Annotated in this window: 17 protein-coding genes; 11 read left to right on the top strand and 6 right to left on the bottom strand. The window is 74.2% G+C overall.

The window, feature by feature from the left end; genetic code table 11:
• Positions 1 to 131 precede the first annotated feature (131 nt).
• Positions 132 to 785 carry a phosphatase PAP2 family protein gene (locus D459_RS0111655; RefSeq protein ID WP_017593189.1) on the bottom strand — a complete coding sequence of 218 codons (654 nt, stop codon included), beginning with the start codon at positions 783 to 785 and terminating at the stop codon, positions 132 to 134.
• Between the two features lie 292 nt (positions 786 to 1,077).
• Here D459_RS0111655 and D459_RS0111650 point away from each other — a divergent pair, with 292 nt between their 5' ends.
• The 4 genes from D459_RS0111650 (at position 1,078) to D459_RS0111635 (ending at position 4,237) form a co-directional block, all read left to right on the top strand.
• Positions 1,078 to 1,734 carry a response regulator gene (locus tag D459_RS0111650; RefSeq protein ID WP_017593188.1) on the top strand — a complete coding sequence of 219 codons (657 nt, stop codon included), beginning with the start codon at positions 1,078 to 1,080 and terminating at the stop codon, positions 1,732 to 1,734.
• An 81-nt stretch (positions 1,735 to 1,815) separates the two neighbouring features.
• Positions 1,816 to 2,358, top strand: coding sequence for a type 1 glutamine amidotransferase domain-containing protein (locus tag D459_RS0111645; protein WP_017593187.1), 543 nt, complete (start codon positions 1,816 to 1,818; stop codon positions 2,356 to 2,358).
• 31 nt (positions 2,359 to 2,389) lie between these two features.
• A complete protein-coding gene (locus D459_RS0111640) occupies positions 2,390 to 2,773 on the top strand; it encodes a YchJ family protein (RefSeq protein WP_081620541.1) in 384 nt (127 codons plus the stop codon).
• A gap of 90 nt (positions 2,774 to 2,863) precedes the next feature.
• Complete coding sequence (locus D459_RS0111635; protein ID WP_017593185.1) at positions 2,864 to 4,237, top strand: FAD-binding oxidoreductase; 1,374 nt, start codon at positions 2,864 to 2,866, stop codon at positions 4,235 to 4,237.
• 48 nt (positions 4,238 to 4,285) lie between these two features.
• Here the strand turns inward: D459_RS0111635 and D459_RS0111630 are convergent, their stop codons facing one another.
• The gene (locus D459_RS0111630) at positions 4,286 to 4,771 is read right to left on the bottom strand and encodes a luciferase domain-containing protein (protein WP_017593184.1); all 486 of its coding nucleotides are present in this window, start codon (positions 4,769 to 4,771) and stop codon (positions 4,286 to 4,288) included.
• A gap of 165 nt (positions 4,772 to 4,936) precedes the next feature.
• On the opposite strand from D459_RS0111630, the gene D459_RS0111625 reads away from it, so the two are divergent.
• Positions 4,937 to 5,254 (top strand): winged helix-turn-helix transcriptional regulator, encoded by a 318-nt coding sequence (locus tag D459_RS0111625; RefSeq protein ID WP_241485006.1) that lies wholly within the window; start codon positions 4,937 to 4,939, stop codon positions 5,252 to 5,254.
• Positions 5,255 to 5,381: 127 nt separating this feature from the next.
• On the opposite strand, the gene D459_RS35855 is transcribed toward D459_RS0111625, so the two are convergent.
• Positions 5,382 to 6,323, bottom strand: coding sequence for a hypothetical protein (locus tag D459_RS35855; RefSeq protein ID WP_017593182.1), 942 nt, complete (start codon positions 6,321 to 6,323; stop codon positions 5,382 to 5,384).
• A 203-nt stretch (positions 6,324 to 6,526) separates the two neighbouring features.
• On the opposite strand from D459_RS35855, the gene D459_RS0111615 reads away from it, so the two are divergent.
• The 4 genes from D459_RS0111615 (at position 6,527) to D459_RS0111600 (ending at position 9,674) form a co-directional block, all read left to right on the top strand.
• A complete protein-coding gene (locus D459_RS0111615; RefSeq protein WP_017593181.1) occupies positions 6,527 to 7,321 on the top strand; it encodes an ABC transporter permease in 795 nt (264 codons plus the stop codon).
• Positions 7,314 to 8,141: an ABC transporter permease gene (locus tag D459_RS0111610; RefSeq protein WP_017593180.1), complete on the top strand. Its 828-nt coding sequence runs from the start codon at positions 7,314 to 7,316 to the stop codon at positions 8,139 to 8,141. Before D459_RS0111615 ends, D459_RS0111610 begins: the two co-directional genes overlap by 8 nt.
• 3 nt (positions 8,142 to 8,144) lie before the next feature.
• Positions 8,145 to 9,098, top strand: coding sequence for an ABC transporter ATP-binding protein (locus D459_RS0111605; protein WP_017593179.1), 954 nt, complete (start codon positions 8,145 to 8,147; stop codon positions 9,096 to 9,098).
• A 72-nt stretch (positions 9,099 to 9,170) separates the two neighbouring features.
• The gene (locus tag D459_RS0111600; protein ID WP_017593178.1) at positions 9,171 to 9,674 is read left to right on the top strand and encodes a methyltransferase family protein; all 504 of its coding nucleotides are present in this window, start codon (positions 9,171 to 9,173) and stop codon (positions 9,672 to 9,674) included.
• A gap of 159 nt (positions 9,675 to 9,833) precedes the next feature.
• Here the strand turns inward: D459_RS0111600 and D459_RS0111595 are convergent, their stop codons facing one another.
• Positions 9,834 to 10,457 (bottom strand): DJ-1/PfpI family protein, encoded by a 624-nt coding sequence (locus D459_RS0111595; protein ID WP_017593177.1) that lies wholly within the window; start codon positions 10,455 to 10,457, stop codon positions 9,834 to 9,836.
• A gap of 70 nt (positions 10,458 to 10,527) precedes the next feature.
• Positions 10,528 to 11,496: a GlxA family transcriptional regulator gene (locus D459_RS0111590; RefSeq protein WP_017593176.1), complete on the bottom strand. Its 969-nt coding sequence runs from the start codon at positions 11,494 to 11,496 to the stop codon at positions 10,528 to 10,530.
• A gap of 261 nt (positions 11,497 to 11,757) precedes the next feature.
• Here D459_RS0111590 and soxR point away from each other — a divergent pair, with 261 nt between their 5' ends.
• Positions 11,758 to 12,270 (top strand): redox-sensitive transcriptional activator SoxR, encoded by a 513-nt coding sequence (gene soxR / locus D459_RS0111585; RefSeq protein ID WP_017593175.1) that lies wholly within the window; start codon positions 11,758 to 11,760, stop codon positions 12,268 to 12,270.
• A 69-nt stretch (positions 12,271 to 12,339) separates the two neighbouring features.
• Here soxR and D459_RS36890 read toward each other — a convergent pair whose 3' ends face one another.
• Complete coding sequence (locus D459_RS36890) at positions 12,340 to 12,603, bottom strand: hypothetical protein (RefSeq protein WP_241485005.1); 264 nt, start codon at positions 12,601 to 12,603, stop codon at positions 12,340 to 12,342.
• Between the two features lie 381 nt (positions 12,604 to 12,984).
• Here D459_RS36890 and D459_RS0111575 point away from each other — a divergent pair.
• The coding region (locus tag D459_RS0111575; protein WP_017593173.1) for an alpha/beta fold hydrolase at positions 12,985 to 13,381 on the top strand (397 nt) is incomplete at its 3' end.

Below are 13,381 nucleotides of genomic sequence, written 5' to 3'. Positions count from 1 at the left end.
GACGTGGTGCAGGGCGGTGACCGCGGAGTCGCCCGAGCCGTAGGTCTTGGCCAACCCCCGCGCCACCACCGCCGCACCCGCGAAAGAAGAAGAAGGCGGGGCGGCCTCCGCCGCCCGCCCGGCCGCGGCCCTCACCGCGAACCGCCCCCCGCCACCGCGCGCCCGCGCTCCCGCGGCACATCCGCCGCCAGCAGCCACCGCAGCCCGCCCACACCCCGCAACCGCTCCACCAGCACACCCGCCGGCCCCGCCCCCAACACCACCACCGGCACCGCCACCACGGCGCCCACGGCCAACCCCACCAGCACATCGTGCGGGTAATGCACCCCCACGAACACCCGCGAGAACGCCTCCAACCCCGCCAGCGGAACCACCACCGCACCGGCCCACCGCCACGCCACCACCGCGGCCGCGGCCGCAGCCCCCGCCACCGCCGCATGGTTGCTCGGGAACGACCAGTCCCCCACCTCCGGGCACACCGCGATCGACGCCGCCGCATCCACCACCGCCCGGCACGGCCGGTCCTGCTCCACCACCGACTTCGCGGTCTCACTCACCAGATAGGCCGCCACCGCCGCCACCGGACCCAGCAGCGCCGCGGCCACCGCCCGCGCCCCCCACCGCCGCGAACGCCACCACACCACCAGCATCACCGCGGCGAACCCCGCCAAAAGCAGGTCCGTACCCGCCTCCGCCGCACCACGCACCCACTCCGGCGCCCCCAGGGCCCACCCGGTCACCGCCCGGTACCCCTCGGCACTGGCCTCCCGCAACACATCCACCATCGACAACGGCACTCCAACCCCGGAAACGATCCGAACACGGCCACGACCGGCCGCGACGCAACGAAACTAGGCCCCCCGCACCCGCCCCCGGATCCCCCGAACGCACCCACCCCCGCACCCGACCGCACCCCGGCCCCTCACCCGACCGCACCCCGGCCCCTCACCCGACCGCACCCCGGCCCCTCACCCGAAAGTGCCGCCCCACCCCCGCCCACCCCCCACCTCCGGGTGAGACCGCCCCGCACCCGCCCCCGATACCCTCCAAGAACCACCGACGACAAGGAGGAACCCCGTGATCAGGGTGGTCCTGGCCGACGACGAACCCCTAATCCGGGTGGGCGTGCGCACCATCCTGGCCACCGACCCCGCCATCGAGGTCACCGGCGAAGCCGCGACAGGCCCCGAACTGGTCGAACTGGCCGCCCGCACCCGCCCCGACGTCGCCCTCCTCGACATCCGCATGCCCGGCGGCGGAGGCCTGGGCGCCGTCGCCCACGTGCGCCGCGCCTCCCCCGGCACCGCCGTGGCCATGCTCACCACCTTCGGCAAGGACGACTACATCGCCCGCGCCCTCACCGAAGGCGCCTCAGGGTTCCTCCTCAAAGCCGGCGACCCCCGCGAACTCATCGCCGGCGTGCACGCCCTCGCCGCCGGCGGCGCCTACCTCTCCGCCGAAGCCGCCGCCCACATGACCCGCCGAATGGCCGCCGCCCGCCCCGACCCCGCCGCCGACACCGCCGCCCGGCGGATCGCCGCCCTCACCCCGCGCGAACGCCAAGTACTCGCACTCCTCGCCCAAGGCCTGCCCAACGCCGAGATCGCCCGCCGCCTCCACCTCGCCGAAGACACCGTCAAAACCCACGTCAGCGCCATCCTCACCGGCCTGGGCGCCACCAACCGGGTCCAAGCCGCCATCACCGCCCACCAGGCCGGCCTCACCCCCACCTGACCCCCCACCCGCCCCACATGCACCGCCCCCGCACCGGGTACACCCCCGCCCGACACCGGAAAAAAAAAGGGGGGACAGGCCATGGGCACCGCACTGAACGGCAAGAACATCGCGATCCTGGCCACCGACGGAGTCGAACGCGTCGAACTCCAACAACCCAGAAAGGCCGTCGAAGACGCAGGAGCCCGCACCGAACTGCTCTCCCTGCGCACCGGCCCCATCCAGGCCATGGACGCCGACATCCACCCCTCCGCGACCTTCCACCCCGACCGCGAAGTCGCCCGCGCCCACGTCGACGACTACGACGCCCTCATCGTCCCCGGCGGCACCGCCAACCCCGACCGGCTCCGCGCATCCCCCGCCGCCGTGGAATTCGTCCGTGCCTTCGTCGACGCCGGAAAACCCGTCGCCGCGATCTGCCACGGCCCCTGGATCCTGGTCGAAGCCGACGCCGTCCGCGACCGCACCCTCACCTCCTACCCCAGCATCCGCACCGACATCCGCAACGCCGGCGGCACCGTCGTCGACGAACCGGTCGTCACCGACCGCACCATCACCACCAGCCGCCGCCCCGACGACCTGCCCGCCTTCTGCGCCCGCATCATCACCGAATTCGCCCGCTGAACCACCCGCCCGCACCCCCCACAATGGGGGCATGCCCCGACCACGCACCTGCCCCTGCGGGCACCCCCGCCCCTACACCGACTGCTGCGCACCCCTGCACAACGGCCGCCCCGCCGCCACCGCCGAACAACTCATGCGCTCCCGCTACACCGCCTACGCCCTCGGCGACACCGCGCACCTGCTCCGCACCTGGCACCCCTCCACCCGCCCCGCCCGCCTCGACCCCGACCCCCGCACCCGCTGGACCGGCCTGCACATCCACACCACCACCGGCGGCACCCCCTTCCACACCGAAGGCACCGTCGACTTCACCGCCCACTACCTCGACGGCCCCCGCCCCGGCGAACTCCGCGAACACAGCCGCTTCCTCCGCCACCAGGGCGCCTGGACCTACCTCGACGCCGACGGCACCTGACCCCCCCGGGGCGGGCGGAACCCCGCCGATCTAAGGTGCCTACGGGCGACGGCGCACCGGCCCCGCCCCCGGCACCCCGAGGAGGCCACCGTGCACGCCGCCGCACAACGACTCACCGCGGCCCTGGGCCCCGAACAGGTCACCACCGACCCCGCCGTCACCACCGGCTACGCCCACGACGAAGCCGAATGGGCCCCCCACGGCACCCCCGCCGCCCTCGTCCGCCCCCGCCACACCGCCGACGTCGCAGAAACCGTCCGCATCTGCGCCGACACCGCCACCCCCCTGGTCGCACGCGGCGCCGGAACCGGCCTGTCCGGCGCCGCCAACGCCGCCGACGGCTGGATCGTCGTCTCCTTCGAACGCATGAACCGCGTCCTGCACATCGACACCGCCCAGCAGACCGCCACCGTCCAACCCGGCCTCGTCAACGACCACCTGCGCGCCGCCGCCGCCGAACACGGCCTGTGGTACCCGCCCGACCCCGCCTCCTCCCCCTGGTCCACCATCGGCGGCAACGTCAACACCAACGCCGGCGGCCTGTGCTGCGTCAAATACGGCGTCACCCGCGACTACGTCCTGGGCCTGCAGGCCGTCACCGCCGACGCCGCCACCCTCCGCCTGGGCCGCACCACCGCCAAAGGCGTCACCGGCTACGACCTGTGCGGCCTCATGGTCGGCTCCGAAGGCACCCTCGGCCTCATCACCGAGATCACCCTGCGCCTCATCCCCGCCCGCACCCGCACCCCCCACACCGTCGTCGGCTACTTCGACACCCTCGCCGACGCCGGCCGCGCCACCGCCGCCATCAGCGCCGACGGCATCGTCCCCTCCGCCCTCGAACTCATCGACCGGTTCTGCCTGCAGGCCGTCGACGACTGGAAGAACATGGGCCTGGCCGCCGAAGGCGACGTCCTCCTCCTCGCCCGCACCGACGACCCCGACCCCACCGGATCCGACCACGCCGACCGCATCGAAGACCACTTCCGCGCCGCCGGCGCCGGCTACGCCGCCCGCTCCACCGACCCCCACGAGGCCGAAGCCCTCTTCCAGGCCCGCCGCCTGGCCTACCCCGCCCTCGAACGCCTCGGCCCCCTGCTCACCGAAGACGTCTGCGTCCCCCGCGCCCTGGTCCCCGACATGCTCCAGCGCATCGAGGCCGCCGCCGAGCGCCACGACACCCGCATCGGCAACATCGCCCACGCCGGCGACGGCAACCTCCACCCGCTGTTCATCGTCCCGGCCGGCGACACCCCCGCCAAGCACCGCGCCCAGCAGGCCTTCGAGGACATCGTCGACGACGCCCTCGCCCTGGGCGGCACCGTCACCGGCGAACACGGCGTCGGACTGCTCAAAAAACGCGGCGCCGCGGCCGAACTGGGCCCCGGCGTGCTGGCCATGCACCGCGCGGTCAAGACCGCCCTGGACCCGGCCGGCATCCTCAACCCCGGCAAGGTCTTCTGACCCCCGCCGGCCGGCTCCCGAAGCCGGCCGGCAGAGGCCGGGGAGGACTCAGCCCGCGGCAAAGGCGCCGAGGCCGCGGCCGGTGGCATAGCGGTACGACGCCTCGACCACGGCCTTGGCGACCTCCAGCTCTCCGCCGGTGCGGGGACCGTAAAGCATCACGACGTTGACCGCAGGGGAGTAGAGCGGATGCCGCTCGCCCCACCCGCCGGCGATGAGCTCGTCCTGGTCCTCCCGCGACAGCGCCAGATGCAGGCTGCCGTCCGGATGCACGTGGGCGAACTCGGCGTTCAACCGCGGCGGCAGCAGCACCGCCCCGGCCGGCGGAAGCACACCGTCGAGAAAGAACGCCAGCGACCCCGGCTCGGAGATCTCGCTGGGGCGGACGACGGCCCCCTCCAGGTGGCCGACCATCCACCGCTCCAGCTCCTCCCGCACCTCACCGGGGCTGTTCTGGTCGAGCTGGACATGCGGAACCGAGGGGCCGGTCGCAGGACGCCCACCGGTGCGGGCGGGCAGGCCGAGCATGATCATGACACCGTTCCTCCTTGCCGCCGGACCGTCCGGCGCCAAAGGAAAGCCAACACCCTCGATACAGTAGGTTCCTAGAAGATAGCGACTCCCCTGAGGGTATCCGGAGGCGATATGGCCGGCGACGAAGCAGCCCGGGCATGCCCCATCAGCCCCGTGGTGGACCTGGTGTTCAGCCGCTGGTCCACCCCCATCCTGTGGGTGCTCAAAGAACACGGGCGCCAGCGGTTCGTGCAGATCCAGCGCCGCCTGCCCCCCATCACCCCCAAAGTGCTCACCCAGCGGCTCCGGCAACTGGAGCGCGACGGCCTCATCACCCGCACCCACCACGCAGAGATCCCGCCCCGAGTCGAATACGAGATCAGCGACCTCGGACGCACCCTCAGCCCGGTCTTCACCGCACTCACCGAATGGTCCGACACCCACCTGGCCGGCGTGGAACAAGCCCGCCGCGCCTACGACCGGGCCGACCGCCCCATGCCCTGAACCACACCCCCAGGGCAGCCGCACCGAGAACCCGCACACACCGAGCGGACACCGGAACGCCCCACCGGTACACCCGCCCGAAGACCGACCGCCCGCACACAGAGGCGCACCGCCCCGACCCCCGGGCTCAAACCCCCAACCGGTACACCGGCCACCGCGCCGCCACCACCATGCCGACCCGCTCCGCCGCCCCCGCCAGCACCGCGTCGTCGAACTCGCGCACCACCAGCGACCGCACCGCCGACCCACCGCGGGCCAGCGACTCCAGACACCCCGCCAGCCCCGCCGCCAACCCGGCCGCGTCCACCCCGTGGTGCACCACCTTGCCCACCGCCGCCGCCCCATCGGCGTCCACCAGCACCGGCAGATGCGCCACCAGCGCCCCGCCCACCAGAACATCGAACACCGGCGCCTCACGCACCCCCTCCACCTCCGAGGTGTCCAGGAAATCCGCGACGTCGTCGGCGTCCCACTCCTGCTCGAACGGGTACAGCACCGCATGGTCGGCGTACAGCCGCGCATAGGCCTCCAGCAGCTCCTCGCCCACCTCCTCCACCCGCCGCACCCGCACCGGCGGCAACCCCCCGGGCGCCGCCCACCCCGAAAGGTCGGCCACCGCCCAATCACGCCCCTCCTCGCGCACCACCACCGCCCCCAACCGGGCGGCCACCACCTCATCCACCTCCGCCAGGCCCGGCGACCACACCACACCGCCGTACCCCAGCCCGCGCGCCCGCTCCGCGGCGGCCCCCACCAGGGCCTCCACCGCCTCCACCTCCGCCTCGCCCACCGGACCGCCGGCCCCGCCGCCCGACACCAGCCCCGCCTCCAGCGACGCCAGCGCCCACTGCACATGCGGCTCACCATCACGCCCGTCCGGCTCCAGCAAGGTCGCCCACCCCACCAGCTCACCGCCGCGCCGCGCCACCACCGTGCCCAGCGACGCACACCCCTCACCCGCAGGCGAACCCCCCTCGACCTCGACCCCCGCCGACGCCCACACCTCGCCCACCAGCCGCTCATCGGCCCCCGGATCGGCGTCGAACACCACGCTCAGCCCCTCGCCCATGACCCCCGCACTCCCTTTCACCACACGAAAACGGCCCGCAAACCCTAACCGCGCCCCACCACCGCCCCGACCGTGCTAGCCTCACAACCTCGCGGCGACCCGGACCTGCGCGACGCAGGGCCGTGCCGGACACCGGCCCGGGGCCCCGCCCCTGGCCGTCATCCACCACACGCACGGCCGACCGCCAGGGAGCCCCCTCTCTCATGCGCCTGTACCGAGCGGTGTTCGCCAACGGGCTGCGCCGCCACGCCACCTACCGCGCCGCCACCGCCGCCGGACTGCTCACCAACACCGTCTTCGGCCTCATCAACGCCGGCGTCCTGCTCGCCCTCTTCGACGCCCGCCCCCACATCAACGGCTACGACGCCGCAGACGCCATCACCCACGTCTTCATCACCCAGGCCCTCCTCGCCCCCACCGCCATCATGGGCCCCCCGCTCGAACTCGGCGAACGCATCCGCACCGGCGACATCGCCACCGACCTCATGCGCCCCGCCCACCCCCTCGCCTGGTGGCTCGCCGACGACCTCGGCCGCGCCGCCTTCCAAACCGCCTTCCGCGGCGCCCCCACCTTCACCGCCGGCGCCCTCCTCCTCCCCCTGGACCTGCCCGCCGACCCCGCCCGCTGGGCCGCCTTCACCACCGCCGCCGCCCTCGCCGTCCTCATCGGCTTCGCCCTGCGCTACCTCTTCGCCCTCGCCGGATTCTGGCTCCTGGACACCCGCGGCCTGGCAAGCCTCCTCTTCCTCGCCGGCCCCGCCTTCTCCGGCGTCCTGCTGCCCCTGGTCCTGTTCCCCGAACCACTGGCCACCACCATGCGCGCCCTGCCCTGGGCCTCCATGATCCAATTCCCCGTCGAAGCCTTCCTCGGCAAGCACACCCCGCCCGAACTCGCCGCAGGCCTCGCCCGGCAGGCCGCCTGGGCCGCCGCCCTGCTCGCCCTGGGCGCCCTGGCCACCACCCGCGCCACCCGCAAGGCGGTGGTCCAAGGTGGCTGACACCCCTGACCGCCGGCCCGCACCCCCCGCCCGCACCTACCTCCGCCTCATCTGGACCTGGTCCCGCGCCATGGCCCAATACCCCCTCTCCCTCGCCTTCCTCGGCCTCGCCCAATCCCTCAGCGTCACCATCGAACTCATCGCCGTCCTCACCGTCTTCGGCCACGCCCGCACCCTCGCCGGCTTCACCGCCACCGAAGCACTCCTGGTCTACGGCCTCGCCGGAACCGCCTTCGGCACCGCCGACCTCCTCATCGGCCAAGTCGAACGCCTCGGCGCCCACATCCGCTCCGGCGCCTTCGACACCATGCTCATCCGCCCCGTCTCCCCCCTGGTCCAACTCGCCGCCGACGAATTCTCCCCCCGCCGCCTCGGCAAACTCCTGCCCGCCCTCGCCTGCCTCGCCTACGCCCTGGCCACCGCCGACATCGACTGGACCCCCGCCCGCGCCCTCACCCTCCCCCTCCTCATCGCCTCCGGCGCCGCCATCTGCTGCGCCACCTGGCTCATCGGCGCCTGCCTGCAGTTCTTCATCGCCGAAGCCCGCGAAGCCGCCAACTCCATCACCTACGGCGGCAAAGCCCTCACCGAATACCCCCTCGCCGTCTTCGGCACCGACACCGCCCGCTGGGCCACCTTCGCCCTCCCCCTCGCCTTCGTCTCCTGGCAGCCCGCCCTCCACCTCCTCGACCGCCCCGACCCCACCGGCCTGCCCGAACAACTCCGCCACGCCGCCCCCGCCGCCGCACTCCTGCTCACCGCCCTGGCCGCCCTCGCCTGGCGCACCGGCCTCCGCCACTACCGATCCACCGGAAGCTGACCCATGACCACCGAACCCGCCATCCGCGCCCACGCCCTCGGCCGCGACTTCACCCTGTCCACCGGCCCCCTGCTGCGCCGCACCCGCACCACCGCCACCGCCGTCCGCGACGTCACCTTCACCATCGCCCCCGGCGAAACCGTCGCCTACCTCGGCCCCAACGGCGCCGGCAAATCCACCACCATGAAGATGCTCACCGGCATCCTCGCCCCCACCCGCGGCCACCTCACCGTCCTGGGCCTGCCCCCCTCACGCCGCCGCACCGCCCTCGCCGCCCGCATCGGCGTCGTCTTCGGCCAGCGCACCACCCTGTGGTGGGACCTCCCCCTCCGCGACAGCCTCGCCCTCACCCGCCACCTCTACCGCGTCCCCGCCCGCACCCACACCGCCCGCCTCGACCACCTCACCCACGCCCTCGACCTCGCCCCCTTCCTGCACACCCCCGTCCGCCAGCTCAGCCTCGGCCAGCGCATGCGCGGCGACCTCGCCGCCGCCCTCCTGCACGACCCCGACCTGCTCATCCTCGACGAACCCACCATCGGCCTCGACATCGTCTCCAAGACCGCCATCCGCGAATTCCTCCTCGACCTCAACACCCGCCGCAACACCACCATCCTGCTCACCACCCACGACCTCAGCGACGTCGAACGCCTGTGCCGCCGCGTCATCCTCATCGACCACGGCACCCTCGCCTACGACGGCGACCTCGACGGCCTGCACGCCCTCGCCCCCGCCCCCCGCACCCTCGTCGTCGACCTCCAGCACCCCGCCGACCCCCTCGACCTGCCCGGCGCCCGCCACCTGCGCACCCAGGGCCCCCGCCAATGGCTCGAACTCACCGGCCCCCCGGCCCCCGCCATCGCCGAAGCCGCCGCCCGCCACCCCATCGCCGACCTCGCCCTGCACGAACCCGGCATCGAAGACGTCCTCGCCCGCCTCTACCGCCGCCCCACCTGACCCCGCCGCACCGCGCATCACCCCGCCCCCGACCGGGAACACCACGACCGACACCGAAACCCGGGGGCCGCCATGCGCAAGTCCACCGCCGCCACCGCCAGCGCCCTGTTCCTCCTCGCCGGCCCCGGAACCGTCGCCGGCCTCATCCCCTACCTGCTCAACCGCTGGCGCCCCCGCCCGCCCCACCCCCTGCGCCCCCTCGCCCGCACCACCGGCGCCCTCCTCATCACCGCCGGCCTCGCCCTCCTCACCCAGGCCTTCCACCGCTTCGCCGGCGAAGGCTCCGGCACCCCCGCCCCCGCCGCACCCCCCGCCGCCCTCGTCACCGGCGGCGTCTACCGCCACGTCCGCAACCCCATGTACCTCGCCCTCATCGCCATCACCACCGGCCAGGCCCTGATCTTCGCCGGCCCCTGGACCCCCCTCTACGCCGCCCTGCTGACCGCCCTCACCACCACCTACGTCCGCCACCGCGAAGAACCCGCACTCCGCCGCCGCTTCGGCCCCGCCTACGACCGCTACCGCCGCAACGTCCCCGCCTGGATCCCCCGCCCCACCCCCTGGAACCCCACATGAGAAAACGGCGGGCGCGCACCCCGCGCACCCGCCGCCCCGGAGAGGTTCGCCGAACTCACCCGGGAGATCGTGCTCTCCCACCGGCTGGGGGCCGGGCACAACCTCCCCTGAGAACCCCGGCCCCGCACCCTGGGCGGGCGGCCCCGCGGCCCCCAGGCCCTACCGGGACTCCTCCAGCAGCGCCGCCACCACCTCCGGCGGCGCCGACTCCGGCGAACCCGCCGCATACGGCGGACGCGGATCGTACTCGATGCCCAACTGCACCATCTGCGCGAACAGATCACCCTCGATCCGCCCCGCCAGCTCCAGCGCCATGTCCACCCCGGCCGAAACCCCCGCCGCGCTCACGTACTTGCCGTCCCGCACCACCCGCTCGCGCACCGGCACCGCCCCGTACTCCGCCAACCGGTCCATCGCCGCCCAGTGCGTCGTCGCCCGCCGCCCCTCCAGCAGCCCCGCCGCCGCCAGCACCAGCGACCCCGTGCACACCGACACCGTCCACGAACTGCCCGCATCGGCCTCCCGCAGCCACTCGTGCACCGGCCCCGGCCCCATCAGCTCCTCCTGCCCCGGCCCGCCCGGAACCAGCACCAGATCCGCCGCCCCGGCCTCCGCCAGCGACACATCGGCCACCACCCCCAGGGCACCGGTGTCCGTGCGCACCGGCCCCCGCCGCTCCGCCGCCAGCACCGTCTCCGCCCCCGGCAACCGCGACAGCACCTCATAGGGCCCCACCACGTCCAACCCGGTGAACCCCTCGAACAACACGATCACGATCCGCATCCACTACACCCCTCTCGGTCACCGACGGCGGCCGCACGCCGCCGCACGGGAACGGCCCTCCGGCCGCCCCTCACCCCACCGGCCGGAACCGCTCCCGATACCGCGCCGGCGAACACCCCAACCGCCGCACGAACGCCCGCCGCAACGCCTCCGCCGTCCCGAAACCGCACGCCCGCGCCACCGCCGCCACCCCCTCGTCCGACTCCTCCAGCGCCCGCCGCGCCGCCTCCAACCGCACCCCCTCCACGAACCGCCCCGGAGTCACCCCCACCTCCCCCGCGAACACCCGCGCGAACTGCCGCGGCGACAACCCCGCCCGCCCCGCCAGCGCCTCCACCGACAGATCCGCCCCCGGGTTCTCCGCGATCCAATGCTGCAGGTCCCGCACCGGCGGCCGCCGCGCCTCCTGCGCCGACAGCACCGCACTGAACTGCGCCTGCCCGCCCGGCCGGCGCAGATACATCACCAGATAGCGCGCCACCGTCGCCGCCGCCTCCCGCCCCGCGTCCTCCTCCACCAGCGCCAGCGCCAGATCGATCCCCGCCGTCACCCCCGCCGACGTCGACACCCGCCCGTCCCGCACGAAGATCGGATCCGGATCCACCCGCACATCCGGAAACCGCCGCGCCAGATCCGCGCACAGATCCCAGTGCGTCGTCGCCCGCCGCCCCGCCAGCAGCCCCGCCTCCGCCAGCAGGAACGCCCCCGAGCACACCGACGCCACCCGCCGCGCCCGCCCCGCCCGCTCCCCCAGCCAGGCCACCACCCGCACATCCGGCTCCCGCGTCCCCGGCCCGCCCGGCACCACCAGCGTGTCCCCCGCCCCCGCCTCCTCCAGGGCCGCCTCCGGCAGCAGCCGCAGACCACTGGAGCAGCGCACCGCCGCACCCCCCGGCGACGCCGTCACCACCCGGTACCCCGGCGCCGCCCTGCGCCCCGACAGCAGCGCCCCCGCGATCGAGAACACCTCCGCCGGCCCCGTCACGTCCAGGCTCTGCACACCCTCGAAGAGCGGGACCACCACCTCGCGCTCACCCATGCCGCCGATCCTGGCGCACCCCGCCCATGGCGGCAATGTCGAGCACCCCACCTTTCCTGCCATCGCCCCCGCACCGGCGCGCCGCCTTGCCCCCGCACCCACCCGAAAAATAGGCTTGACCTGCATAAACGAGAGGAGCGCCCCGGCCCGCGGCCGACCCCGGCCGCCCCGCCCCGCGAAAACCGGCGAACCGCACCAGGAACCCAGAAACCGCCCACCGTACTAGGCTCGGCACCGCCACACCCCGACCAAGGAGGACCGGTGCCCCAAGAGGCCTGGAAGCGCAAGGAACTCACCGTCGGCCAAGTCGCCGAACGCAGCGGCGTCGCCGTCTCCGCCCTGCACTTCTACGAACGCCAAGGCCTCATCCACAGCCGCCGCACCGCCGGCAACCAGCGCCGCTACACCCGCGACACCCTCCGCCGCCTCGCCTTCATCCGCGTCTCCCAACGCGTCGGCATCCCCCTCGCCCGCATCCGCACCGCCCTGGAGAGCCTCCCCGACGAACGCACCCCCACCACCCAGGACTGGGCCCGCCTCTCCAGCACCTGGCACACCGAACTCAACGCCCGCATCGAACAGCTCCAGCGCCTCCGCGACGACCTCACCGACTGCATCGGCTGCGGCTGCCTCTCCCTCGAACGCTGCGCCCTGTCCAACCCCCACGACGAACTCGCCGCCCAAGGCCCCGGCCCCCGCCGCCTCCTCACCCCCGGCCTCGACGACCCCCCGCCGCCCCAGGCCGACAAGGACCCCACCGGCTGCTGCGCCTGACCCCGCACACCAGGGCGGGGCCCCGCCGGAACACCCCGGCAGGGCCCCGCCCTCCTGCACGCGGACCGCTCACCCCCGGCCCCGCAGCGGCTCCAGCTCACCCGCGTCCGCCACCCGCCGCAACCGCACCCGGCCCGGCCCCGGCGCCCGCGCGTACACCCGCACCAGCACCCCGCCGCCGGCGTCCACCGCCGCCACCCAGCACGGCCCCGACTCCACCACCACCGACGCCAGCTCCCGGCCGTCCACCTCCACCACGCCCTCCGACCACACCGCGCCCTCACCCAGCGACAGCGCCCCCGCCCCCAGCGGATCCCGCGCACGCAATTCCATCAACGCCCTCTCGGCGCACAGACCCCGCAGCACCCGCGCACCGGCCCCCTCCGCCCCCGGCCACAACCGCGTCGCCACCTCCAGCTCCGGACCCGCGTCCGCCCCCTCCGGCGTCGACCCGAAATCCACCACCGCCCGCGTCGGCGCCCCCGACACCGGATCGGCGCTCAACGAGCTCACCCGAGCCCGACGCACCTCCCCCACCGGCACGTACAGCGGAATCGCCGCCACCAGACCCGCAAGATCACCCGTACTCACCGACACCCCGCCGCACATCCGCCAAAAACCTTCCAATGAACATTGTCATGGTCTACGCTCCGGTGACACCGGCCACAACCCACCGGTAACAACCACCCGGCACCACCCCCAAGGAGCCGACCCATGACGACACGCCACCACACCACCACCCACTCCGCCGACGGCACCCCCATCCACATCGAGACCATCGGCCCCCGCAACGCCCCCACCATCGTCCTCGCCCACGGCTGGACCTGCTCCACCCCCTTCTGGGCCCCCGTCATCAACCACCTCCCCCCGAACCTCCGCATCGTCCTCTACGACCAGCGCGGACACGGCCACAGCCACCGCCCCGCCAACCGCACCGCCTACACCACCACCGCCCTCGCCGACGACCTCACCGCCGTCCTCCGAACCACCCTCCCCGACGACACCCCCGCCATCATCGCCGGCCACAGCATGGGCGGAATGACCATCATGGCCGCCGCCGACCGCCCCGACCTCCGCAACCGCGCCGCCGCCATCGCCCTCATCAGCACCG

It is taken from the genome of Nocardiopsis potens DSM 45234 (genome assembly GCF_000341105.1).
Classification (GTDB): Bacteria; Actinomycetota; Actinomycetes; order Streptosporangiales; family Streptosporangiaceae; genus Nocardiopsis_A; species Nocardiopsis_A potens.
Note: the sequence above shows the minus strand (reverse complement) of the source record. Positions and strands in the feature narration are given on the sequence as shown.